Source organism: Agrobacterium sp. SORGH_AS 787 (assembly GCF_030819035.1).
Taxonomy (GTDB): domain Bacteria; phylum Pseudomonadota; class Alphaproteobacteria; order Rhizobiales; family Rhizobiaceae; genus Agrobacterium; species Agrobacterium larrymoorei_B.
This window is the reverse complement of sequence record NZ_JAUTBG010000002.1, coordinates 2,548,455-2,571,801: the sequence shown is the minus strand read 5'-3', so window position 1 is coordinate 2,571,801 and position 23,347 is coordinate 2,548,455. Positions and strand designations below refer to the sequence as shown.

Sequence of the window (23,347 nt, the reverse complement as noted above, 5' to 3'; positions counted from 1 at the left end):
CCTCTAAACGGCGTTTGAACGCCGATCCTCAATGATCTCGCCCGACGCCCGCGCTTCCTCCTCATGCTCCGGATCACGCCACGGTTCAGAGACCGCTGCCTGCTCCCATTCCCTCATCGCTGGCAAACCAAGGAGGCGCGTCTTGTAAGCCTCCGCTGCTGGCGACAGTGCGGTGCCGTAAGTCTGGAAGCGAAAGGCAACGGGGCAGAAGAAGGCGTCAAAGGCGGTGAAATTGACACCGGTCAGAAACGGTCCGCCAAAAGTGTCCAGCACCTGCTGCCAGAGCGTGTCGATGCGCGCTATATCCTTGCGGAGCGCGTCGCTTGCGGGGACTGGCCGGATGCGCAAGCCTACGCTCATCGGGTGCAGATTGCGCAGGGATTGGAAGCCGGAATGCATCTCGGCGGCGGCAGAGCGCGACCAGGCCCGCGCCTTGGCATCCTCAGCCCAAACACCATCATGCCGTTCGGCGAGATATTCCACGATTGCAAGCGAGTCCCAGACGGTGACATCGCCATCCACCAGGCAGGGCACCTTGCCGGAGGGGGTGAAGTGCATGAAGCTGTTCTTTGGATCGGGATCGTTGAAGGGGACGAGGCGCTCATTGAAAGGGATGCTCAATGTCCGCATTAGAACCCAAGGCCGGAGCGACCAGGAGGAGTAGTTCTTATTGGCGATGTAGAGATCGTACATGTTGTCTCCTCTTGGTGATAAGGCGGCTCGTATCGCAGGCAATTGGCCAAAGCGTAAGTGCTTGCAAAGGTCGTAACGCATGAGCGGGAGGACATACAGGCCTAGTCTGTCATGTCAGATATCATATGATTTGATGTGTTCGCCGCTCTCACGCGTCTGGAGACAGAAGCAGAATGAACTTCATTCGCTCGTCATGGTTTGATGAGCAGACATGAAGTGAATGGAGTGTTCGAGATGGACGTCAAATCTGGCGGTTGTGCCTGTGGTAAGGTGAGGCTTTCGATGGTGGGTAAGCCCTACCGTGTCGGCCTTTGTCACTGTATGGATTGCCGCAAACATCACGGCGCGCTCTTCCACGCATCAGCGATCTTTCCTGAGGATGCCGTGACAATCGAAGGGGAAACGCACAGCTATAATGGCCGCTTCTTCTGCCCCAATTGCGGCTCGCCCGTCTTTGGGAAAAGCGACGACGAAATCGAGGTGAATATCGGTTCTCTGGATTCACCAGATCAGTTCGAGCCGACCTACGAGCTTTGGACGATCCGCCGTGAAGCCTGGTTGCCGGATTTCCCGACGCTGCGACAGTATGATCAGGATCGAGAATCGACCGGCAGGACTGAGGAGGGGCGATGATGTCACGCGTCACATGCTGCGGCGTCCTTAGGCTGAAACCATAGATGTGGGCGCCTCTATAAACAGGCAGTCCAATTCCGCCTTCCGACTGCTGACAAAGGCCCGAAAACCTTTCCGGGTCATGGTCGGGACTGAACCGGCCACCCATAAGACCTTGACACAGGAATCCTCTGGCCGAGCCCGCGAATGACCCAAAGTAAACGTTAAAGGCCTATCATCACCCTAAAGGCAGGCCAATCGCCTGCCTCTAACGTTCAACTCGGGATGTTCTTGCCCCTCGAAAGCGATGGGAGCAACGCCAACGCCGCTCGCTATCGCTCAATGATAGCGACGAATGAGACCGACCAGCTTGCCCTGAATCTTGACCCGATCAGGTCCAAAGATGCGGGTTTCATAAGCGGGGTTTGCAGCCTCCAAAGCGATGGAAGCGCCCTTGCGACGGAAGCGCTTCAAGGTGGCTTCCTCGTCGTCTACGAGTGCAACGATGATATCGCCGGGGTTGGCGGTGCTGCCGTTGCGGATGATGACGGTATCGCCATCGAAAATGCCAGCCTCGATCATCGAGTCGCCCTTGACCTCGAGCGCGTAGTGCTCCCCCGTACCGAGCATATCGACGGGTACGGCGACATCGTGGGTGTTGTTCTGGATGGCGGAGATCGGCACACCGGCGGCGATGCGTCCCATCACAGGGACGGTGACAGCGGACGAGCTCTGATCGTTTGCGGGCTTCTGGGCCGGGGCAGGCTCCTGCGGTTTGGCTTTCCCGAGGCTACCCTCTATCACGCTTGGCGAGAAACCGCGCGGCGGCTTCTGTGAGGGTGCGGAATAGGCTTCGGGAAGCTTGATGACCTCCAGCGCTCTTGCCCGGTTCGGCAGGCGGCGGATGAAGCCACGCTCCTCCAACGCAGTGATCAGGCGGTGAATACCAGACTTCGAGGCGAGATCGAGGGCATCTTTCATCTCATCGAAAGATGGGGGCACGCCGGACTCTTTCATTCGCTCATGAATGAAAAGAAGCAGTTCCTGCTGTTTGCGCGTGAGCATGAAGAAAACCCTTGGAATGCGTGGCGAAGATTCGTGAAACAAATACAGAACGAACACTATATGTTCCATATGTGTTCTGCAATCCCTTAAAATTCCGCAAACGTTTCCGTCTGATCAATTCGCGGTCCTGTCATCCGCGCAATGGTAGAAGTTTATAGCTTCTTTACGGTGTCGCGTATCTTTTTCGTCTCCAGGTTGATGATCTCATTTTTACGGGTATCTACGAGCTGCTTCGAGGATCATCCGATCCGGTCATCCTGTGGGATGAAGGCCAAGCCATTCGAAGCATTATCAACAAAATCATCAGGGCTCCACGGCGCTGCTTCGTAGCGTCTTTTCTTGGGGCAAGGACATTTTTATGAAGCTCATTAGGTTCACCCTTATCGGAATGCTGATTGCGCTGGCCGGTTGCCAGACACTCGACCCCAATTCACCGGAAGCCTTGAAGCGGAAGGAGTATGACCGGCTGCTCCTGAACACGACGATGGCCAACTGCAAGCTCATCGTTCAGCTCAATCAGAAGCGTGTTTCGCAAAACAAGGAGCCGACGCGCGACAACAACTGTGCAAGGATTCTGAAGAACCACGCGCTTGGTGGCGTTCATCCGGCGAGCTTCGTCCCCGATATAGCTGTGAACGGTATTCCCATTCCGATCGGCGGACTGATCAAGCTCGCCATCGTTGCCGACCGAAACCAGCGTGAGAAGAAGGCCTGGGAGGCATCGCTACCGGCTTGGGTTTCCTCCGGTGGTGAGAACAGCGAGAACGTCTATCGCATGTTGCTGGCGCAAGGTTTCAAGCCTGAAGAATTGGAAGGGCTGAAGGGAAGTGCTGGATTTTCCGACGCCGTGCGCGCGGTCGGGCCGTTCGTGCAATTTTCAGAGGCCAATCCCGATGTCGTCCGGAGGGCGAATGCCGGCTAAAAGGCAGCGGTCGGTGCTCCGGCCGCAGCTTCCCTCATCCCGTGACACGTGGCGCACTTGCTGATAATGCCTGTGCAACATCGCAAGTTAAGCGGTTGCCGGCGATGTCCGGCGCATGTGTCGTGAGGAATGAGATGACTGTGAAGAACAATTTGAAAGTGGTCGCCGGCGAGGGCAAAGGTGCTGTCGCCTTTTCCAACACGGAACGGTTTTCGCTGATTGCCGGCCCGTGCCAGATGGAGAGCCGCGACCACGCCTTCATGATTGCCGGCACGCTCCATGAGCTTTGTGGCAAGCTCGGCATCGGGCTTGTCTATAAGTCATCCTTCGACAAGGCCAATCGCACATCGCTCTCCGGCAAGCGCGGCATCGGTCTCGGCAAGGCCATGGAGATCTTTGCCGATCTCAAGAAGGAATTCGGGTTTCCGGTACTGACGGATATCCATACCGAAGAGCAATGCACCATTGTCGCCGAAACCGTCGATGTTCTGCAAATCCCGGCCTTCCTTAGCCGCCAGACCGATCTTCTCATCGCAGCCGCGAAGACCGGTCGCGTGATCAATGTGAAGAAGGGGCAGTTCCTGGCGCCCTGGGATATGAAGAATGTGCTGGCGAAGTTGAATGAGAGCGGCAATCCGAACGTTCTTCTCTGCGAACGCGGTGCGTCTTTCGGCTACAACACGCTTGTCTCCGATATGCGCTCGCTGCCGATCATGGCCTCGCTCGGCGCGCCGGTGGTTTTCGATGCGACGCATTCCGTGCAGCAGCCAGGCGGGCAGGGCGGGTCGACCGGTGGTCAGCGCGAATTCGTTGAGACATTGTCGCGTGCGGCGGTTGCCGTTGGCATTGCAGGTCTGTTTGTCGAGACCCATGAAGACCCTGACAATGCGCCGTCCGATGGTCCGAATATGGTCCATCTGAAGGACATGCCGAAGCTTCTGGAGAAGCTTCTGGCGTTTGATGCTATCGCCAAGGCCGCCTGATTTTGGCCTAACCAATTTTTATCTATGGTGCGACGCCTGATGTGGGGCGTCGTCATTGTAAATTCTTCCGCTTCGTCTACAGCGAAGCGGCAATGACATCCGACTCGTTTCAGTCACCTTTATCCGCGATCCGGCCTGAAAACGGCTTCACAGTTTTGCCGATGCGCTCTAAGACAAGCGACTGAAATTCATCTGTTCCAGTCCCAAGGGAGAGACCATGACAGCCATTACCGACATCATCGCACGCGAAATCCTCGATAGCCGTGGCAATCCCACGGTCGAGGTCGATGTGTACCTCGAAGACGGCTCCTTCGGTCGCGCCGCCGTTCCATCTGGCGCATCCACCGGCGCTCACGAGGCAGTCGAGCTGCGCGATGGCGGACAACGCTATGGCGGCAAGGGCGTTGAAAAGGCCGTCGAGGCCGTCAACACCGAAATCTTCGATGCGCTTGGTGGCTTCGATGCCGAAAGCCAGATCCACATCGACCAGACGCTGATCGCGCTCGATGGTACGCCGAACAAGTCTCGCCTCGGCGCAAACGCCATCCTCGGCGTATCGCTGGCTGTTGCCAAGGCTGCCGCCGAAACGACCGGCCTGCCGCTTTATCGCTACGTCGGCGGCCCGAACGCCCACCTGCTGCCCGTTCCGATGATGAACATCATCAATGGCGGCGCGCATGCCGACAACCCGATCGACTTCCAGGAATTCATGATCATGCCGGTCGGCGCGGAAAGCATCCGTGACGCGGTGCGCATCGGTGCGGAAATCTTCCATGTTCTGAAAAAGGAACTGGCAGCCCAGGGCCACAACACCAATGTGGGTGATGAAGGCGGTTTCGCGCCAGGCCTGAAGAGCGCGCCGGAAGCGCTGGACTTCATCATGAAGTCGGTTGAAAAGGCTGGCTACAAGCCGGGCGACGACGTTGGCCTTGCTCTCGACTGCGCGTCGACCGAGTTCTTCAAGAACGGCAAATACGAGATGGAAGGCGAGGGCCGTACGCTCGAGCCGGAAGCCATGGCTGATTACCTTGCAGAACTCGCTGGCAAATACCCGATCATCTCCATTGAAGACGGCATGGCCGAAGACGATTGGGAAGGCTGGAAGTACCTGACCGACAAGATCGGCTCCAAGGTACAGCTCGTCGGCGACGACCTCTTCGTCACCAACTCCGCGCGCCTGCGCGACGGCATCAAGATGGGCGTTGCCAACTCCATCCTCGTCAAGGTCAACCAGATCGGTTCTCTGACCGAGACGCTCGACGCTGTCGAGACAGCGCACAAGGCCCGCTACACGGCGGTCATGTCTCACCGTTCGGGTGAAACGGAAGACTCCACGATTGCCGATCTCGCGGTCGCCACCAACTGCGGTCAGATCAAGACCGGCTCGCTGTCGCGCTCCGACCGTCTGGCAAAGTATAATCAGCTGATCCGCATCGAAGAGATGCTGGGTCCGCAGGCTGCTTACGCTGGCCGTTCCATTCTTCGCGGCTGATTTGGCTACGAGATGACAGGAGGGTTCTTTCGGAGAACCCATTAATAGAAAACCCGCCGATGGCCTCGGCGGGTTTTTCTTTTGGGGTGTTGCTTTACTTTGCTCTCCACCCACCGGTGGAGGGTAGCGGCGCGTTAAAGTGCCTTCTTGATCTTTTCGGCGTGAGCCTTGAGTACCTCTATATCGGCCATCGCGCCGCTGTGAGGCTTCAGAGGTTCTCCATCCTTGCGCGGTACGACGTGGAAGTGCAGGTGGAAGACCGTCTGGCCTGCGGCGGGTTCGTTGAACTGCGCGATGTAGACGCCGTCCGCATCGAAGGCGTCCTTGGTGGCGACGGCGAGTTTTTGAACGACGGGGATCGTCTTTGTCAGCACCTCAGGATCGGCATCGAGAATATTGCGCGAGCCGGTCTTCGGGATCACCAGCAGGTGACCCGGGGCTTGGGGCATCACGTCCATGAAGGCGAGTGTATGGTCGTCTTCGTAGACCTTGACGCACGGGATTTCACCCCGGAGGATTTTTGCGAAGATGTTATTGTCATCGTAGGCTGTCACGGGCTGCTCCCTCAAAACTCTTTAGTCGTCGTCTTCCTGCCGTTCGCTTTTGCGAAACGGGCTGTGATCTTCAAGATAGTCGTTGATCTGTTCGACTTCGCTGCGCTCCCGCTCCAGATAATCGGCGATGGCGTGGCGAAGACCGGGATGGGCAATGTAGTGGGCGGAATGGGTGGTCACCGGCGTGTAGCCGCGTGCCAGCTTATGCTCGCCCTGAGCGCCTGCCTCCACGCGCTTCAAGCCCTTGGAAAGCGCGAAGTCGATCGCCTGATGGTAGCAGACTTCGAAATGCAGGAAGGGATGGTCTTCGATGCAGCCCCAGTGGCGGCCGTACAGTGCATCGCCGCCAATGAAGTTGATGGCGCCCGCAACATATTTACCTTCACGCTTGGCCATCACCAGCAGGATATCGTCTGCCATGCGTTCGCCGATCAGGGAATAGAAAGCGCGGGTAAGGTAAGGCTTGCCCCATTTGCGGCTGCCGGTATCCATGTAGAAGGTGAAGAATTGATCCCAGATGTCTTCGGTCAGGTCGCTGCCGGTGAGCCAGTCGATCTCGATGCCGTTTTCCAGCGCTGCGCGCCGTTCCTTCTTGAGGGTCTTGCGCTTGCGCGATGACAGGGCGTCGAGGAAATCGGTATGATCGCGATAGCCTTCATTGATGAAATGAAACTGCTGATCGGTGCGATGCAGAAAACCTTCATCCTCCAGTGTTTCGATCTCGTCTTCATTTGCAAATGTCACATGTGCCGAAGAGATGCCGAGCTTCTCTGTCACCTGCTGGAGACCAGAGGCGAGAACCTGCTGCAAGGCTGCCGCGTCCAATCCGGTCGTCAACAGGCGTGGACCGGTTGCCGGTGTGAAGGGAACGGAGCATTGGAGCTTCGGATAATAGCGTCCGCCCGCCCGTTCAAAAGCGTCGGCCCAACCCTGGTCGAAGACATATTCGCCGCGGCTGTGGTTTTTCAGATAGCCTGGAACGGCACCCATCAATTCGCCGTCACTGCGTTCCAGCAACAGGTGCTGACCGAGCCAGCCGGTCATGGCTGTGGCCGAGCTGGAATCTTCCAGAGAAGAAAGGAAGGCGTGCGAGATGAAGGGATTATAGGGAGCGGCGATAGCCGATCTGGATGCTCCGGAAAGCCTGTTCCAGCTTTCCGGAGCGATGTCCTTGAAGGACTGTGCAACGCGAATGGTATATTCGTCGCTCATGCGCTGGCTGACTGGTCCTTCATGTCGGGGACAAATCCCTCGAACGTTATCTGGTCAGCATATGTATAGGACTTCTCCAAGGCATTTTCATCCCGCACGGTCCAGGTAATCACCGGAACGCTGAGCTTTCTCTGCGCTTCGATGAAACTGTTGGGCAGATGGCCCCAGAAGTAGGAGATGAAATCGAGGCCGATCTGCATCGCCTCGTCATGCTTGAAGAAGTCTTCCGGGTTGGCACCCTCGGCGGTTAGCCCCAACGGCCATGGAGACCCTGCGGCCTTCAGGTCCTTCAGCAGATGATGATCGAAGCTCATCAGTGCCACATGACCCTCATAGCCCTCCAGCTCTTCGAGAACGGCTTCAGCGAAACCATCATCGACGCCTTCGCCATCGCGGCCCTTAAGCTCGATGACGAGCGGCACCTTGCCGGCGCAGAGTTTCAACAGTTGTTTCAGAGTGGGGACGCGATCCTTTGTCTGGCCGATCGACAGCATTCCAAGTTCGGCAGATGTGCGCTCGCGCACGTCTCCCTTGATGCCGGTGAGGCGGGTCATTTCGTCGTCGTGGAAAACAACTGGGACGCTATCGGCTGCCAGTTGCACATCGCATTCGATGGCATAGCCGGATTCGATGGCGCGGGTGAAGGCCGAGAGCGTGTTCTCCCAAACCTCCTTGTTGAGATCGTGGTAGCCACGGTGGGCGACGGGTTGGGCCGTCAGCCAGGACAGTTTCAATGTCATGCGTCGATTTCCAAGATGGCATCGACTTCGACGGCAGCGTTGAACGGCAGCGACGCCATACCGACGGCAGCGCGCGCATGCTTGCCAGCGTCACCGAGAACATTGGCGATGAGGTTGGAGGCGCCGTTGATGACGAGATGCTGTTCGGTAAATTCCGGCACCGAAGCGACGAAGCCGTTCAGCTTCAGCACGCGGCGCACTTTGGAGAGATCGCCGTTCAGCGCGGCCTTGACCTGCGCCAGAATGTTGACGGCGCAAAGCTCGGCTGCCTTTTGCGCGGTTGCGACATCGACATCGCGACCCACATGGCCCGTCACCGCAATCTTGCCGGATTCCATCGGCAGTTGTCCGGAAATATAAAGCAGATTGCCACTGATCGTGAAGGGAACGTAGTTGGCAGCAGGGGCTGCTGCGGCAGGGAGAGTGTATCCGAGTTCCTTGAGGCGAGCTTCGATGGCGTCTGACATTTTTTCCGTTTCCGCTTTGGTTGTAAATCTTTCAAAAATCCGGCATTCAGGTCATGATGTCGAAAAGCCGGACGGTTGCTTGTACAGTATGAGCGATGAGTCCAACAGGAGTTATTGAATGATCGTCAGGAACCTCGCTCTCGTTCTTGCCGCTGGCGTGGGCTTCGTGCCCAGCATCGCAAGTGCCGTGCCTGCCAGCGTTCCCAATCTGATCTCCCATCGCGCCGTCTACGATCTCGAACTCAAGGACGCGTCGGATCGCTCCGGCATCGAGGGCATGACCGGACGCATGGTCTATGAGTTCACAGGCTCGTCCTGCAAGGGTTACAAGACCGACTTCCGCTTCGTCACGCAGATCAATACGGGTGACGCGGTGCGGATGACAGATCAGCAGACCACGACATTCGAAGATGCCGTGTCGAAGAAATTCACCTTCGAGACCAAATCCTTCACCGACGACAAGCTCGACAAGGAAGTGATCGGATCCGCCTCAGACGTCGACGGGAAGATGAAGGTGGATCTGACCAAGCCGGATCCGCGCGAAATCGATCTCGTTCCCGGCGAATTTCCGACCGAGCATATGTATCAGGTCATCGAAAACGCCAAGCTCGGCAAACGTATCTTCGAGTCTCGCGTCTTTGACGGCTCGGATGACGGCGACGAGAGCCTGATCACATCGACGCTTGTTGGCAAGCAGCAGACGCCGAAGGATGGCGATTCTGAAGCGAGTGTTGCCGGCGATTTCGCCAAGGCACCCTTCTGGCCGGTGACGATTGCTTATTACAATGACAAGACCGGAACGGATTCGCTGCCGATCTATCGCATGTCGTTCAAGCTTTACGAGAACGGAATCACCCGCGATCTGACGATGGATTATGGTGACTTCGTTCTGATCGGCAAGCTCGCCAAGCTTGATGTCCTGGCGCCAGAGACCTGCGAAGCGCCGCCCGTGCGCTGAATCTGAGTTTACTTCGAGCAAACTGGCGTTTTTTGACGCCGCGTGCTTGCAATTTGGCTAAGGTCGCTGTATGCGGCACACCATTCCACACGCGAAGCTTGGGGTGTTCCGGGAGAAATCCGGTTCATTCCGCCCGGTGGTACCGGTCAAACGGTGCTGTTCGCTTCGCGGGGGTTCAACCGGAAAAGGAGTTACAAGGCATGGCATTGCCCGATTTTTCTATGCGCCAGCTTCTGGAAGCTGGTGTTCACTTCGGCCACCAGACACATCGCTGGAACCCGAAGATGAAGCCGTACATTTTCGGCGACCGTAACAACATCCACATCATCGACCTGGCTCAGACCGTTCCGATGCTGTCGCGCGCGCTTCAGGTCGTTTCCGACACCGTTGCTCGTGGTGGCCGCGTTCTGTTCGTTGGCACGAAGCGTCAGGCTTCCGAAATCATCGCAGACAGCGCAAAGCGCTCCGCTCAGTACTACGTCAACTCGCGTTGGCTCGGCGGCATGATGACCAACTGGAAGACGATTTCGAACTCGATCCAGCGTCTTCGCAAGGTCGACGAAATCCTGAACTCGGATGCTTCCGGCTACTCCAAGAAGGAGCGTCTGAACCTCGAGCGCGAACGCGAAAAGCTTGAAAAAGCTCTCGGCGGTATCCGCGATATGGGTGGCGTTCCGGACCTGATGTTCATCATCGACACCAACAAGGAAAAGATCGCGATCGAAGAAGCCAAGCGTCTTGGCATTCCGGTTGTCGCCATCATCGACTCCAACTGCGACCCGGACCACATCGATTTCCCGATCCCCGGTAACGACGACGCTTCGCGCGCCATTTCGCTTTACTGCGATCTGATCGCTCGCGCTGCCATCGATGGTATCGCACGTCAGCAGGGCGCTTCCGGCCGTGACCTCGGTGCCGCTGAAGAAGCTCCGGTCGAGCCTGCTCTCGAAGACGAAGCCAACGCCTGATATTGGCCTTTCGGCGGCGCTCATCGCGCCGCCTTCTCCATCAGGATAAGACAAGGCCGTTCTGGACTGCACGTTCGACGGCCTTGTTCGTTTCAAGCCGCATTACCCCGTTGATCGAGCGATCGGTCCGATAAGGGGAACAGCGGCTGGTTTCAAAAGTTTCGTGGCGGCTGTTTCACCAGCCTGTCACAGTTCCGGGTACATTCGTTCCCACAATCCGATTTCGGCCTGGCAAGACTGCCGTGACCGACCGAACCGACAAGAGGCACACAATGAGCGAAATCACCGCCGCAATGGTAAAGGAACTGCGCGAAAAGTCTGGCGCAGGCATGATGGATTGCAAAAAGGCGCTGGCTGAAACCAACGGCGACATGGAAGCGGCAATCGACTGGCTGCGCGCCAAGGGTATCGCCAAGGCTGACAAGAAGTCTGGCCGTACCGCTGCTGAAGGTCTCATCGGTATCGCGTCTGCCGGCCACAAGGCTGTTGTTGTCGAAATCAACTCCGAAACCGACTTCGTTGCCCGTAACGACGCATTCCAGGATATCGTCCGTGGCGTTGCTTCCGTTGCGCTGACGACCAACGGTTCCGTCGATGCGATCGCTGCCGCCACCTATCCGGCAACCGGCAAGTCGGTTTCCGACACCATCAAGGACGCGATCGCCACGATCGGTGAAAACATGGCCCTGCGTCGCGCAGCTCTGCTGGAAGTCGAGCACGGCGTCGTTGCGACCTACGTTCACAACGCTGCCGGCGACGGTATCGGCAAGCTCGGCGTTCTGGTTGCCCTGAAGTCTGTAGGCGACAAGGCTGTCCTGACCTCGATCGGCCGCCAGGTTGCCATGCACGTTGCTGCGACCAACCCGCTTGCTATTCGTGCCGAAGAAGTCGACGCTGCTGTTGCTGAACGCGAACGCAACGTCTTCATCGAACAGGCTCGCGAATCCGGCAAGCCGGAAGCCATCATCGAAAAGATGGTCGATGGCCGCATGCGCAAGTTCTTCGAAGAAGTTGCTCTTCTGTCCCAGGCTTTCGTTATCAACCCCGACCTGACGGTTGAGGCTGCTATCAAGGAAGCCGAAAAGGAAGCCGGCGCCAAGATCGAAGTTGTCGGCATGGCTCGCCTGCTTCTCGGCGAAGGCATCGAGAAGGAAGAAAGCGATTTCGCTGCAGAAGTTGCAGCTGTCGCAAAGGGCTGATCCCTTTACCCAAATGTTGGAAAACTCGGGGGCATCGCGTGACAACGCGGTGCCCTTCGTGTATCCGCGTTGCGGTTACAGTCCGCTTTGCCCGGAAAAAGTTTGCAGATGTTCTTGCGGCTCCGGACTTTTTATGTTTCGCCTGCCATTGCCGCAAAGCCGCTCAAGGATCTTTGCGCGACCTGCTTAAAGGAGTCATGATGTCTTCCAAGCCGCTCTATAAACGTGTTCTGCTCAAGGCGTCCGGCGAAGCCCTCATGGGCGATCAGGGGTTCGGCATTGATGTTGCCGTCGCTGACCGTATTGCCTCCGATATTGCGGAAGCGCGCGCCATGGGCGTCGAAGTGGGCGTCGTCGTCGGCGGAGGGAATATTTTTCGAGGTGTAGCAGTTGCCTCCAAGGGCGGCGATCGCGTGACCGGCGACCACATGGGCATGCTGGCAACCGTCATCAATGCGCTGGCGCTTGCAACATCTCTGCGCAAGCTGGAGATCGATACGGTTGTTCTCTCTGCCATCGCCATGCCGGAGATTTGCGAGAGCTTTTCGCAGCGCGCTGCCATTCACCATCTGTCGCAGGGCAGGGTTGTGATTTTCGCTGGCGGTACCGGCAATCCCTTCTTCACCACCGATTCCGCTGCGGCTCTTCGTGCCGCTGAAATGGGGGCGGAAGCCATCTTCAAGGGAACGCAGGTCGACGGCATCTATTCGGCCGATCCGAAGAAGGATCCGACTGCAACCCGCTTCGACCAATTGACCCATTCCGAAGTGCTGGCCAAGGGCCTGGCTGTGATGGACGTGGCGGCGGTTGCGCTTGCGCGTGAAAACCATATTCCGATCATCGTGTTCTCGATCCATGAGAAGGGCGGCTTTGCGCAAATATTGACGGGCGGCGGTCTCAAGACCATCGTGCACGACGCATAATCACCGGCGGCGCGAAGCGCGCCGGTCAAGATAATGGGCCGTCAAGGCCAGAACGAAATGGAGTATCTAGATGAGTGGTATTGACCTGAATGATATCAAGCGCCGCATGGACGGTGCCATCAACGCGTTCAAGAGCGATATCGCATCGCTGCGCACCGGACGCGCTTCTGCGAACATTCTCGACCCTGTCACGGTCGACGCTTATGGCTCTCGCGTGCCGCTTTCGCAGGTCGCCAACATCACCGTTCCTGAGCCGCGCATGCTTGGCGTGAACATCTGGGACAAGACCATGGTTGGTGCTGTGGACCGCGCTATTCGCGAATCCAATCTTGGTCTCAACCCGATTGTCGATGGCCAGAATCTGCGTATTCCGCTTCCCGAGCTTAATGAAGAGCGTCGTAAGTCGCTCGTCAAGGTTGCTCACGATTATGCCGAAAAGTCCAAGGTTGCGATTCGCCATGTTCGCCGTGACGGCATGGAAGGTCTAAAAAAGGCCGAAAAGGACGGTGACATCGGTCAGGACGAAAGCCGTGGCAAGTCTGACAAAGTTCAGAAAATGACAGACGACACGATTTCTGAAATTGATCGCTTGCTCGCTGAGAAAGAAAAGGAAATCATGCAGGTATAATCGGCTTTGCGCCGAGCCTCGCATTGATTAACCTCGTTAAACTCCGCACTGTCTGAATGGATTGAGATGTCGGAAACCGCACCTTCCCCGTTACCTGAACATGTCGCCATCATCATGGATGGTAACGGTCGTTGGGCCAAGCAGCGCGGTTTGCCGCGCATCATGGGCCATCGGCGGGGAGTAGAGGCCGTCCGCGAGACCGTTCGGACCGCGGGCGAATGCGGTTTGAAGTATCTTACGCTTTTCGCCTTTTCGTCGGAGAATTGGCGCCGGCCTCAATCGGAAGTTTCGGATCTTCTCGGTCTTCTCAAGGCATTCATTCGTCGTGACCTTGCTGAACTTCACAAGGAAAATGTGCGTGTTCGCGTGATCGGCGACAGGGCAGGGCTCAAGGATGATATCCGTGCTCTGCTGGAGGAGGCCGAGCAGACGACGCGTGACAACACCGCGCTTACCCTCATCATCGCATTCAACTACGGTTCGCGTGATGAAATTTCGCGCGCGGCGGCGTCGCTTGCCCGCGATGTCGCGGAAGGCCGGATCGATGCGTCCGCGATCACGCCAGAAGCGATTTCCGCCCGGCTTGATACGGCAGGCATTCCTGATCCGGACCTCATTATCCGAACCAGCGGCGAGGAGCGTCTGTCGAACTTTCTGTTGTGGCAGGCAGCCTATTCCGAATTTCTCTTCATTCCGGACTACTGGCCTGATTTCAATCGCCAGACCCTCGTGGCTGCGATCGATCAGTACATGACGAGGGACCGTCGCTTCGGCGGACTGTCCACTCAAGTTGCGATGGCGGGCGCCTGATGAGCCGCGAATTAAAGCTGCGGATCATTTCGGGCATCGTCATGGCCGCGGTCATTCTGACGGCTACCTGGTATGGCGGGATTATGTTCCGCGCTGTCGCGGGCCTGCTGTCTCTCCTCATCTATTATGAGTGGAGCACGATCACGAAGCTTTCCGATACCAATCCGACGGGCTACGCCTGGGGATGGTTTTCCGTCGCGGTGATGAGTGGCAATACGATCTTTGGCGAAAGTTCTCTCGATCTTCCATTGCTGTCGGGTTGTGCGATCACCGCTGCTCTGTTTCCGATTCTTCGTGGCCCGAACTGGTGGCTTGTTGGCGGTATCGTTTATTCGGCGCTGAGCGGCATTTCGCTTGCAGCCATTCGCGGCGAGGAATCAACCGGCCTTGTTGCCATGCTCTTCGTCTTCGCCATCGTTTGGGCGACGGATATCCTTGCCTATTTCGTCGGCCGTGCGATCGGTGGCCCGAAGCTTGCGCCTTCGATCTCGCCGGGGAAAACATGGTCTGGTGCTGCTGGCGGAACGTTTTTCGGCCTGGTTGCGGGCGGCGCTGTTGCGCTTGCCTATCATGGAAGCATCTCGCTGACCGTACTGTTGCTGGCGCTGGCGCTTTCCATCTTCAGCCAGATCGGCGACTTGTTTGAATCTTTCATCAAGCGCCGGTTCGGGGTGAAGGACTCCAGCAATCTTATCCCAGGCCATGGTGGGTTTATGGACCGGGTTGACGGTCTTGTTTTCGCCTGCTTTACCGTATTCCTGATTGCAGTGGTTCACGCGGCAGTAACCGGTGATGTGCCAGGATCGGGCGACGGTATCTTGCTCGGCTTCTGATCTGGCTAGATACGTGACAAGAGACGCGACGTAAGGGAATCGGGAACAATATGGACACTGTGATGGCTGCGGTTAATTTTCTAACCGGTTATATGGTGCCATTTATCCTGGTAATCTCGCTCTTGGTCTTCGTCCACGAAATGGGACATTACCTCGTTGGACGGTGGTGCGGCATTCGATCCACGGCGTTTTCGGTGGGTTTCGGGCCGGAATTGATCGGCTTTACCGACAAGCGCGGCACGCGCTGGAAGATCTCCGCCGTTCCACTTGGCGGCTATGTCAAATTCTTCGGTGACGAGGATGCATCCAGCAAGCCGGACAGCGATGGTCTTTCCGGGCTGACGCTTGAGGAGAGAGCGCAGACGCTTGCCGGTGCAAAGCTCTGGAAGCGTGCGGCCACTGTTGCTGCTGGCCCCATCGCCAATTTCATTCTGGCGATCCTGATCTTCACGGTCCTCTTCACGATCTATGGCCGGATGATTTCCGATCCGGTCGTGTCCGAGGTGCGTCCTGACAGCGCTGCCCAGGCAGCAGGCATTCTGCCGGGCGATCGCCTGATCGCGATCGACGGCGAAAAGGTGCAGACGTTTGAGGACGTCCGACGCTATGTTTCCATCCGCCCGGGCACGCAGATCAATGTCACTGTCGAGAGAGACGGTCGCGATCTGTCTCTGCCTATGGTTCCGACCCGCACGGAAACGACGGATCAGTTCGGCAATAAGATCGAGCTTGGTATCATTGGCATCACCACCGACCAGACGCGTGGCAATTTCCGTCATGTGAGCTACACGCCTGTGGAGGCGCTCGTCGAGGGTGTGCGGGAAACCGGCCATGTCATCACCGGCACCTTCAACTATATCGGCAACCTCGTCACGGGACGGATGAATGCCGATCAGCTTGGCGGGCCGGTGCGTGTGGCGCAGGCATCGGGGCAGGTGGCAACGCTTGGCGTGGGGGCGCTGATCCAGCTTGCCGCCGTTCTGTCAATTTCCATTGGACTACTGAACCTCATGCCCGTTCCCATTCTGGACGGCGGCCATCTGGTGTTTTATGCGATAGAGGCGGTGCGTGGCAGACCTGTCGGATCGGGCGCGCAGGAAGTCGCATTTCGTATCGGGCTTGCGATGATTTTCAGTCTGATGGTTTTTGCGACTTGGAACGATATCAGCAGCTTGATTGGCTAAAGAGCGATTTCGAGCTGCTTTTTTAAGAGGGTGTTTACCTTGTTTTGAAGCCAAAGTGGCGATTGGGCCACGGTGACTTGCGAAGTAAACAGAAATTAACGGTCGGGCTTGCTTGTAGAGGAAAAGCAGGTAAAACGACGCAGATGGCCGGAGTCGGGTTCCGCCCGCTGAGGGACAACGGGAAAAGGTAAGATTTGAAATGAAGGCTGGTTCAAGATTTTTGAACGCGGTATCAGCGGTTGCGCTGTCTGCTGGTGTTTCTTCGATTGCAGCTTTGGGGGTACTTGCTTCTGCCGGTGTTGCCAATGCAGCTGTCGTCAGCAGAATTGATGTTCGGGGTGCTGAACGCGCCGGTGCAGATGCTGTTCGCTCCAACATTACGATCGCTCCCGGTCGCAATTTTTCCAATTCCGATATCGATGAATCGGTAAAGCGTCTTTACGCAACGGGCTACTTCTCCAACGTCAGCATGCGCGTGGCAGGCAATGCCCTCGTGGTGACGGTCAGCGAGAACAACCTCGTCAATCAGGTGGTCTTCAACGGCAACCGCAAGATCAAGGACGACAAGCTGCAGGCTATCGTCCAGACGCAGTCTCTTGGACCTTATGATCAGACGGTCGTGACGGCTGATATTGCGCGCATCAAAGAAGCCTATGCTAATATCGGTCGCAGCGAAGTCGAGGTTACGACGCAGGTCGTGCCGGTCGGTCAGGGTCGCGTTAATCTTGCTTTCCAGATCAATGAGGGCGAGCGCACCAAGATCGCGCGCATCGACTTCGTCGGCAACAATGCCTATAGCGATGGCCGTCTGGCCGCCGTGATCAACACCAAGAAGTCCAACATGCTGTCGTTCCTGACACGCAAGGACGTCTACAATGAAGACAAGCTGCGCGCTGACGAAGAGTCGCTGCGTCAGTTCTACTACAACCGTGGCTACGCCGATTTCCGCGTCGTGTCCTCGAACGCCGTCCTAGACGAGGCGACCAACGAGTACACCGTCACCATTACGGTGGATGAAGGCCAGCGTTACAACTTTGGCAATGTGGCCGTTGAGTCGACGGTGCCTGGCATCGATGGGTCGCAACTTCAGGGTCTTGTCGACACAAAGCCCGGCTCTTACTACAGTGCCAAGGAAGTGCAGCAGAGCATGGAAGCGATTTCCAAGCGCGTTGCTGCGGAAGGCTATCCCTTTGCCCGTGTGACGCCGCGTGGCGACCGTGACCTCGCAGGCAACACGATTGGCGTGACCTATATCGTCGATCAGGGCGAGCGCGCCTATGTCGAACGCATCGAAATCCGTGGCAACACGCGTACGCGTGACTACGTCATTCGCCGCGAGTTCGACATCAGCGAAGGTGACGCGTTCAACCAGACCGTTATCAGCGCTGCAAAGCGTCGTCTTGAAGCGCTTGGTTATTTCTCCAAGGTCAATATCAGCACCTCGCAGGGCAGCGCTCCCGACCGCGTTGTGATCGTTGTGGATGTCGAAGACCAGCCGACAGGCTCCTTCGGTATCGGTGCGGGCTACTCGCAGAATGACGGTGCGCTACTGGAAGCGTCGATCGAAGAAAAGAACTTCCTTGGTCGCGGTCAGTATATCCGCGTTGCCGCAGGTGCCGGTCAGGATGATGCGCGCAGCTACACGCTGTCCTTCACCGAGCCGTACTTCCTTGGCTATCGTCTTGCAGCCGGTTTTGACATCTTCAAAAGCCAGAGCAGCAAGGAAGAGTTCTACAATTACGACGAACAGGGTTTCACGCTCCGCGTTACCGCGCCGATTACGGAAAACCTTGGTACGACGTTCAAGTACACCTATAAGCAGTTCAACTATGATGGTAAGGGCGACTGGAACAACCCGAACAATCTTGCAGCTCCTTATCGTGACCTGATTGCAGGTGGTGACTGGACGCAGTCGATCATTTCGAACACGCTGAATTACAACACGCTGGACGACCGCAACATGCCACGCGAAGGCTGGCAGGCTGCGCTGACCAACGAGTTTGCGGGTCTTGGTGGCGATTCGGAATACTACAAGATCTACGGCAAGGTTCGCTATTACCACTCGCTTTCGGACGAGTATGACATCATTGGCTCGCTTACGGGTCAGGCTGGTTATGTGGTTCCAACAGGCGACAACCTTTACGTTTTCGACCAGTTCAAGATTGGCGGCCGTGTGATCCGTGGCTTCAAGAACGATGGTATCGGTCCGCGTATCGGTTCCGACGCGATCGGCGGCACGACGTATTTTGCGGCTTCGGCTGAAGTCACCGCGCCTATGCCGCTCGTTCCGGAAGATGTTGGCCTGCGTCTCGCTGGCTTCGTCGATGCTGGCACGCTCTATGGCAACAAGGTTGCGAATTCGGCTGGCGTCCAGGATGACAGCTCGATCCGTGCATCTGCCGGTATCGGCATCATGTGGGCGTCTCCGTTCGGTCCGCTGCGCGTCGATTACGCTGTGCCGATTGCCAAGGAAAGCTACGACGAGGAACAGCGTTTCCGGTTTGGCATGTCCAACACTTTCTGATATCGGCAGTCCAGAACTGCGAGTTTGAATGTTCTGGAGTATCCGTGTGATGGACTACAACGCTTTTTTTCCGCCTCATGAAGGCCTGCGATTGAAAGATATCGCAGTCCGTCTTGGGGCGGAACTGTCTGATGAGGCCTTTGGCGATAGAGTCGTAAGGTCAATTGCGCCGGTATCGCGCGCCAAGCCGGATCAGCTCTGTTACATCCTGTCTCGCAAGAACCGGGATGAGTTGCTGACATGCGACGCGGCAGCCGTCATTTGTGACGAGTCGCTGAAGAGCATCGTGCCGAATCATATTCCGGCTCTTATCTGCAAGAACCCCCACACGATCTTCGCCCAGGCCGGTGAGCTTCTGCATCCTTCTGCGATGCGGCCTTCTGCCGTCACGCCTGACGAGACGGCAGTGTCGGCTTCCGCCTATGTTGATCCGAGTGCCAAGCTCGAGTCCGGGGTGATCGTCGAGCCTTTCGCCGTCATCGGTGCGAATGTTCATATCGGTTCAGGGACGCGGATCGGGCCTGGGGCTATCATTGGTGCCGAGGTTCAGATCGGCCGCGACTGCACGATTGCCGGTGGCGCGAGCGTTCTTTCGGCTCTTCTGGGTAATGGCGTTATCATCCACAATGGCGTGCGTATCGGCCAGGATGGTTTCGGCTATGCACCTGGACCGCGCGGCATGATCAAGATCGTGCAGATTGGGCGCGTCATCATTCAGGACAATGTCGAAATCGGCGCGAATACGACAGTCGACCGCGGTACGATGGATGACACCGTGATCGGTGAAGGTACGAAGATCGATAATCAAGTTCAGATCGGGCACAATGTCCGCATCGGCCGCCACTGCGGCATCGTCAGCAAGGTCGGCATAGCGGGAAGCACCCGTATCGGCGACGGCGTGATGATCGGCGGCGCCGCTGGCATCAATGGTCACATCACAATTGGCGATGGTGCGCAGATCGCGGCCATGAGTGGCGTTGTGTCTGACGTTCCCGCAGGCGCGAAGGTGGGCGGGACGCCCGCGCGCCCAATAAAACATTTCCTGCGCGATATGGCCGATATTCTCGCCCGCGCAGAAGAACGCGATAGGAAAACAGGAGACAAGAATGTCTGAAGAGACGAAAACGACGCTTGGCGCGGCTGACATCCTTGAGGTGATGAAGCTGCTGCCGCATCGTTATCCCTTTTTGCTGATCGACAAGATCATCGACATTGACGGCGATAATTCTGCGATCGGCATCAAGAATGTGACGGTCAACGAGCCGCATTTCACCGGTCATTTTCCCGATCGTCCGATTATGCCTGGTGTTCTGATCGTTGAGGCGATGGCGCAGACGGCAGGCGCCATCTGTGCTCGCAACAAGGATGGCGGCGGTTACCTCGTCTATTTCATGACGATCGACAATGCGCGTTTCCGCAAGCCCGTGGTACCGGGTGACCGTCTGGAAATTCACGTCGTCAAGCAGCGTCAGCGCGGTAATGTCTGGAAATTCCATTGCGAAGCCAAGGTCGATGGCGCTCTCGTTGCGGAGGCGGATGTCGGCGCAATGATGATCCCAGAGGATCAGCAATGAGTGCGGTTGCGGCTTCGGCCAGGATCCATCCGATGGCGGTCGTCGAGGACGGCGCGATCATCGGTGAGAATGTCGAGATCGCTGCGTTCGCCCATGTTGGCGCAAAGGTCACGCTGCGCGACGGCGTCAAGCTGTTGAATCATGCGGTGGTCACGGGTCGTACAGTGGTGGGTGAGGATACGGTCATCCATCCCATGGCCGTGATCGGCGGTCAGCCGCAGGCGATCCGTCACGATGGCTCCGAGACGACGCTTGATATCGGCGCGCGTTGCACGATCCGCGAAGGTGTGACGATGAACACCGGCAGCTCGGATGGGGGCGGCAGAACAGTTGTCGGCGACGATAACCTCTTCCTCGCCAATTCGCATGTCGCGCATGATTGCATTCTCGGCAACGAGATCATCCTGTCGAACAACGTCATGCTGGCCGGCCATGTTCGCATTGAGGACAAGGCTATCCTCGGCGGCGGCTGCGCGGTGCACCAGTTCACCCGTATTGGTCGCCAAGCCTTCATCGGTGGGCTCTCGGCTGTCAGCTACGATGTCATTCCTTACGGCATGCTGAACGGCAATCCGGGTGTCTTAAGCGGGCTTAACGTCGTCGGCATGACGCGTGCGGGCATCGAACGTGCGGATATCCACACCGTTCGCCGGGCGTACAAGCAGATTTTCGAGAGCGAAGGCAATGTGCGCGCCAACGCGGCCGCCATTCGCGAGGACTATCTCGATTGCCCTCAAGCGCTTGAAATCGTCGATTTCATCGCTGCGGCCAATGACCGGGCGATTTCCTCGCCGAACCGCGGTAAGTAACGCGGTGGCTGTGGGCGGCCAGCGTCTGGCGATCATCGCCGGTAGTGGTTCTCTTCCCCTTTATGTGGCGCTTGCCGCACGATCGGCGGGGGAGAACCCACTGATCATCCGTCTGAAGAACGAAGCCGATCTCGACTGGTCGCAGTTCGAAAATACCTCGATCAGTGTCGGCGACGTCAAAGGCCTGGGTCAGCTTCTCAGCCGCTACGGCATTGATCGAGTGGTTCTTTCCGGTGGCGTGGCACGGCGTCCCGAGTGGCGGGAGATCCGGCCGAACCTGAAGATGATCGCCAAGATGCCGTCGATAATCCGCACGCTGTTGTCCGGCGGTGATGACACCGTCCTGCAGATGGTGATTGGCCTCATCGAAGCGCAGGGCGCTCGCGTGATCGGCGCCCATGAGATTGCACCTGCCCTTCTTGCCACCACCGGTCCGCTTGGCAAGATCAAGCCGAGCGATGAGGATCGCAAAGATATCGCAAAAGCCGCTCAGGCGGCGCTGGCGCTCGGCGTGCTGGATGTCGGGCAGGGTGCTGTCTCCGTCGGTGGACGTATCGTTGCCATGGAAGGCGTTGAGGGTACCGATGGCATGCTGGAGCGGGTGGCTTCTCTTCGTGCAGCAGGGCGCATCTCGCAGCGCCGCAAGGGCGTGCTCGTTAAGCTGTGCAAACCGCAGCAGGATATCCGTGCCGATCTTCCCACCATCGGACCTTCGACCGTCGACAACGTAGCGAAGGCTGGCCTTGCCGGCATAGCGGTGGAGGCGGGCAGGGCGTTTATCCTCGATCGCGATGAGATGTTGAAAGCCGCCGATGCGGCAGGCTTGTTCGTTTGCGGCATCGACACGGCGCTTGAGGGAGACATGATGTGACGGATGGCGTGCTGAAACTTGCTGTCGTGGCCGGCGAAGTCTCCGGCGATCTCTTGGGCGCCGATCTCGTTCGTGCACTGAAAACACAATTTCCGGGGCAGGTAGAGCTTTTTGGCGTCGGCGGTGAACAGCTGACGGCGCAAGGCCTGACGTCGCTGTTCGACTACTCCGAATTGTCGATCATGGGCTTCACTCAGGTTTTGAAGAAGCTGCCGCAACTGATTTCCCGCATCAAGGAGACGGCGAACGCGATTATCGCCTATAAGCCGGATGCGCTGCTGATCATCGATAGTCCCGATTTTACGCACCGCGTTGCGAAGCGTGTACGAAAGGCGCTGCCAAACCTGCCGGTGGTAAACTATGTTTGCCCAAGCGTCTGGGCGTGGAAAGAATACCGCGCGACCGCGATGCTCTCTTACGTCGATCACGTTCTGGCGCTGTTGCCTTTCGAACCGGAAGCAATGCAGCGCCTTGGCGGTCCGACAACCACTTTCGTCGGTCACCGGCTAAGTGTCGATGCGGACGTTCTGGCGGTCCGTGCAGCGCGTGCTCTGCGTTTCGTGCCAACTGCTGGCGAAGCGCGGACGATCCTTCTTCTACCGGGCTCGCGCTCAACGGAAACGACCAGACTGATGGAGCCGTTCAAGCAGGCGGCACAGGCATTCGTCGAGCGGAACGGACCAACGCGATTTGTGTTGCCCACCGTGCCCAGACAGGAGCAGCGGATCAGGGACCTTGCCGCCTCTTGGCCTGAGGCGATCCGGCCGGAGATCGGCACCGACACGGCATTTAAGTGGCGTTGTTTTGCCGAGGCGGATGCGGCGATCGCAGCGTCGGGTACAGTGATCCTTGAACTCGCGCTCTGCCATGTCCCGGTCGTGTCTGTTTACAAGACCGACTGGATTTTCACGATGCTGAGCAAGCGGGTGAAGACGTGGACCGGCGCTTTACCCAATCTGATCGCCGATTATGCCGTCGTGCCGGAATATTTCAATGAAGTGGTCCGTTCAGGCTCCATGTTGCGCTGGGCGGAGAGATTATCTTCAGACACGATCCAACGCCGCGCCATGTTGGAGGGTTTTGAGCTGGTGCAGAACAGGCTACAGACCGAGATTCCGCCGGGTGAACGGGGCGCTGCAATCTTGCTTGAAACGATCAGAAGGAAGACAGATCGGAAAGACCGTTAAGGCGGAACAAGTGGGCGAACTCTCGTCGTACGCAAAAAAACGTCGCTCGTTCTCAACCTGCCCTGCTTAATCTATTGCGTCAGACAGCTCGGACCCGCTCGCTGAACCGTGATAAGGCGAAGAAAGACAGTTTGAAAGT

24 protein-coding genes are annotated in these 23,347 nt (G+C 57.4%); 18 read left to right on the top strand and 6 right to left on the bottom strand.

What is annotated here, in order from left to right; translation table 11 throughout:
* Nucleotides 1-3: 3 nt before the first annotated feature.
* Nucleotides 4-693 carry a glutathione S-transferase family protein gene (locus tag QE435_RS21710; protein WP_349042630.1) on the bottom strand — a complete coding sequence of 230 codons (690 nt, stop codon included), beginning with the start codon at nucleotides 691-693 and terminating at the stop codon, nucleotides 4-6.
* A 234-nt stretch (nucleotides 694-927) separates the two neighbouring features.
* On the opposite strand from QE435_RS21710, the gene QE435_RS21705 reads away from it, so the two are divergent.
* On the top strand, nucleotides 928-1,326 hold the full coding sequence (locus QE435_RS21705) for a GFA family protein (protein ID WP_306933118.1): 399 nt from the start codon (nucleotides 928-930) through the stop codon (nucleotides 1,324-1,326).
* A 318-nt stretch (nucleotides 1,327-1,644) separates the two neighbouring features.
* Here the strand turns inward: QE435_RS21705 and lexA are convergent, their stop codons facing one another.
* On the bottom strand, nucleotides 1,645-2,370 hold the full coding sequence (gene lexA, locus QE435_RS21700; RefSeq protein ID WP_349042629.1) for a transcriptional repressor LexA: 726 nt from the start codon (nucleotides 2,368-2,370) through the stop codon (nucleotides 1,645-1,647).
* A 358-nt stretch (nucleotides 2,371-2,728) separates the two neighbouring features.
* Here lexA and QE435_RS21695 point away from each other — a divergent pair, with 358 nt between their 5' ends.
* The 3 genes from QE435_RS21695 to eno all read left to right on the top strand — a co-directional run bounded on the left by QE435_RS21695 (nucleotide 2,729) and on the right by eno (nucleotide 5,767).
* On the top strand, nucleotides 2,729-3,292 hold the full coding sequence (locus QE435_RS21695; protein ID WP_309771163.1) for a hypothetical protein: 564 nt from the start codon (nucleotides 2,729-2,731) through the stop codon (nucleotides 3,290-3,292).
* Between the two features lie 134 nt (nucleotides 3,293-3,426).
* On the top strand, nucleotides 3,427-4,275 hold the full coding sequence (gene kdsA, locus QE435_RS21690) for a 3-deoxy-8-phosphooctulonate synthase (protein WP_349042628.1): 849 nt from the start codon (nucleotides 3,427-3,429) through the stop codon (nucleotides 4,273-4,275).
* Between the two features lie 217 nt (nucleotides 4,276-4,492).
* Entirely contained in the window at nucleotides 4,493-5,767 is a 1,275-nt protein-coding gene (eno, locus tag QE435_RS21685) for a phosphopyruvate hydratase (protein WP_306933112.1), read from the top strand.
* A 134-nt stretch (nucleotides 5,768-5,901) separates the two neighbouring features.
* On the opposite strand, the gene QE435_RS21680 is transcribed toward eno, so the two are convergent.
* From QE435_RS21680 to QE435_RS21665, 4 genes are read right to left on the bottom strand one after another with little or no spacing between them, the layout of a single operon-like run.
* Nucleotides 5,902-6,321, bottom strand: coding sequence for an HIT family protein (locus QE435_RS21680; RefSeq protein ID WP_349042627.1), 420 nt, complete (start codon nucleotides 6,319-6,321; stop codon nucleotides 5,902-5,904).
* 21 nt (nucleotides 6,322-6,342) lie between these two features.
* A complete protein-coding gene (locus tag QE435_RS21675; protein ID WP_349042626.1) occupies nucleotides 6,343-7,533 on the bottom strand; it encodes a GNAT family N-acetyltransferase in 1,191 nt (396 codons plus the stop codon).
* Nucleotides 7,530-8,273 (bottom strand): glycerophosphodiester phosphodiesterase, encoded by a 744-nt coding sequence (locus QE435_RS21670; protein WP_349042625.1) that lies wholly within the window; start codon nucleotides 8,271-8,273, stop codon nucleotides 7,530-7,532. Before QE435_RS21670 ends, QE435_RS21675 begins: the two co-directional genes overlap by 4 nt.
* A complete protein-coding gene (locus QE435_RS21665; RefSeq protein WP_349042624.1) occupies nucleotides 8,270-8,740 on the bottom strand; it encodes a RidA family protein in 471 nt (156 codons plus the stop codon). Before QE435_RS21665 ends, QE435_RS21670 begins: the two co-directional genes overlap by 4 nt.
* 118 nt (nucleotides 8,741-8,858) lie before the next feature.
* Between QE435_RS21665 and QE435_RS21660 the strand changes: the two genes are divergently transcribed.
* The 14 genes from QE435_RS21660 (at nucleotide 8,859) to lpxB (ending at nucleotide 23,208) form a co-directional block, all read left to right on the top strand.
* Complete coding sequence (locus QE435_RS21660; RefSeq protein ID WP_349042623.1) at nucleotides 8,859-9,698, top strand: cell envelope integrity EipB family protein; 840 nt, start codon at nucleotides 8,859-8,861, stop codon at nucleotides 9,696-9,698.
* A 200-nt stretch (nucleotides 9,699-9,898) separates the two neighbouring features.
* Nucleotides 9,899-10,666, top strand: coding sequence for a 30S ribosomal protein S2 (gene rpsB / locus QE435_RS21655; RefSeq protein WP_306933100.1), 768 nt, complete (start codon nucleotides 9,899-9,901; stop codon nucleotides 10,664-10,666).
* A 272-nt stretch (nucleotides 10,667-10,938) separates the two neighbouring features.
* A complete protein-coding gene (gene tsf, locus QE435_RS21650) occupies nucleotides 10,939-11,865 on the top strand; it encodes a translation elongation factor Ts (RefSeq protein WP_062427449.1) in 927 nt (308 codons plus the stop codon).
* A 200-nt stretch (nucleotides 11,866-12,065) separates the two neighbouring features.
* Nucleotides 12,066-12,788, top strand: coding sequence for a UMP kinase (pyrH, locus tag QE435_RS21645; RefSeq protein WP_306934833.1), 723 nt, complete (start codon nucleotides 12,066-12,068; stop codon nucleotides 12,786-12,788).
* 70 nt (nucleotides 12,789-12,858) lie between these two features.
* The gene (gene frr, locus QE435_RS21640) at nucleotides 12,859-13,416 is read left to right on the top strand and encodes a ribosome recycling factor (RefSeq protein WP_306933098.1); all 558 of its coding nucleotides are present in this window, start codon (nucleotides 12,859-12,861) and stop codon (nucleotides 13,414-13,416) included.
* Nucleotides 13,417-13,482: 66 nt separating this feature from the next.
* Nucleotides 13,483-14,226 (top strand): isoprenyl transferase, encoded by a 744-nt coding sequence (locus tag QE435_RS21635; protein WP_306933096.1) that lies wholly within the window; start codon nucleotides 13,483-13,485, stop codon nucleotides 14,224-14,226.
* Nucleotides 14,226-15,059 carry a phosphatidate cytidylyltransferase gene (locus QE435_RS21630; RefSeq protein ID WP_306933094.1) on the top strand — a complete coding sequence of 278 codons (834 nt, stop codon included), beginning with the start codon at nucleotides 14,226-14,228 and terminating at the stop codon, nucleotides 15,057-15,059. The genes QE435_RS21635 and QE435_RS21630 overlap by 1 nt, the downstream gene beginning before the upstream one ends.
* 62 nt (nucleotides 15,060-15,121) lie before the next feature.
* Complete coding sequence (rseP, locus tag QE435_RS21625; RefSeq protein WP_306933092.1) at nucleotides 15,122-16,243, top strand: RIP metalloprotease RseP; 1,122 nt, start codon at nucleotides 15,122-15,124, stop codon at nucleotides 16,241-16,243.
* 199 nt (nucleotides 16,244-16,442) lie between these two features.
* Complete coding sequence (gene bamA, locus QE435_RS21620; protein ID WP_349042622.1) at nucleotides 16,443-18,767, top strand: outer membrane protein assembly factor BamA; 2,325 nt, start codon at nucleotides 16,443-16,445, stop codon at nucleotides 18,765-18,767.
* A gap of 49 nt (nucleotides 18,768-18,816) precedes the next feature.
* Nucleotides 18,817-19,881 carry a UDP-3-O-(3-hydroxymyristoyl)glucosamine N-acyltransferase gene (lpxD, locus tag QE435_RS21615; protein ID WP_349042621.1) on the top strand — a complete coding sequence of 355 codons (1,065 nt, stop codon included), beginning with the start codon at nucleotides 18,817-18,819 and terminating at the stop codon, nucleotides 19,879-19,881.
* Nucleotides 19,874-20,341 carry a 3-hydroxyacyl-ACP dehydratase FabZ gene (gene fabZ, locus QE435_RS21610; RefSeq protein ID WP_062598479.1) on the top strand — a complete coding sequence of 156 codons (468 nt, stop codon included), beginning with the start codon at nucleotides 19,874-19,876 and terminating at the stop codon, nucleotides 20,339-20,341. Before lpxD ends, fabZ begins: the two co-directional genes overlap by 8 nt.
* Entirely contained in the window at nucleotides 20,338-21,150 is an 813-nt protein-coding gene (gene lpxA, locus QE435_RS21605) for an acyl-ACP--UDP-N-acetylglucosamine O-acyltransferase (protein ID WP_306933088.1), read from the top strand. Before fabZ ends, lpxA begins: the two co-directional genes overlap by 4 nt.
* Nucleotides 21,113-22,021, top strand: coding sequence for an LpxI family protein (locus tag QE435_RS21600; RefSeq protein WP_349042620.1), 909 nt, complete (start codon nucleotides 21,113-21,115; stop codon nucleotides 22,019-22,021). Before lpxA ends, QE435_RS21600 begins: the two co-directional genes overlap by 38 nt.
* A complete protein-coding gene (gene lpxB, locus QE435_RS21595; protein ID WP_349042619.1) occupies nucleotides 22,018-23,208 on the top strand; it encodes a lipid-A-disaccharide synthase in 1,191 nt (396 codons plus the stop codon). Before QE435_RS21600 ends, lpxB begins: the two co-directional genes overlap by 4 nt.
* Nucleotides 23,209-23,347: the final 139 nt, after the last annotated feature.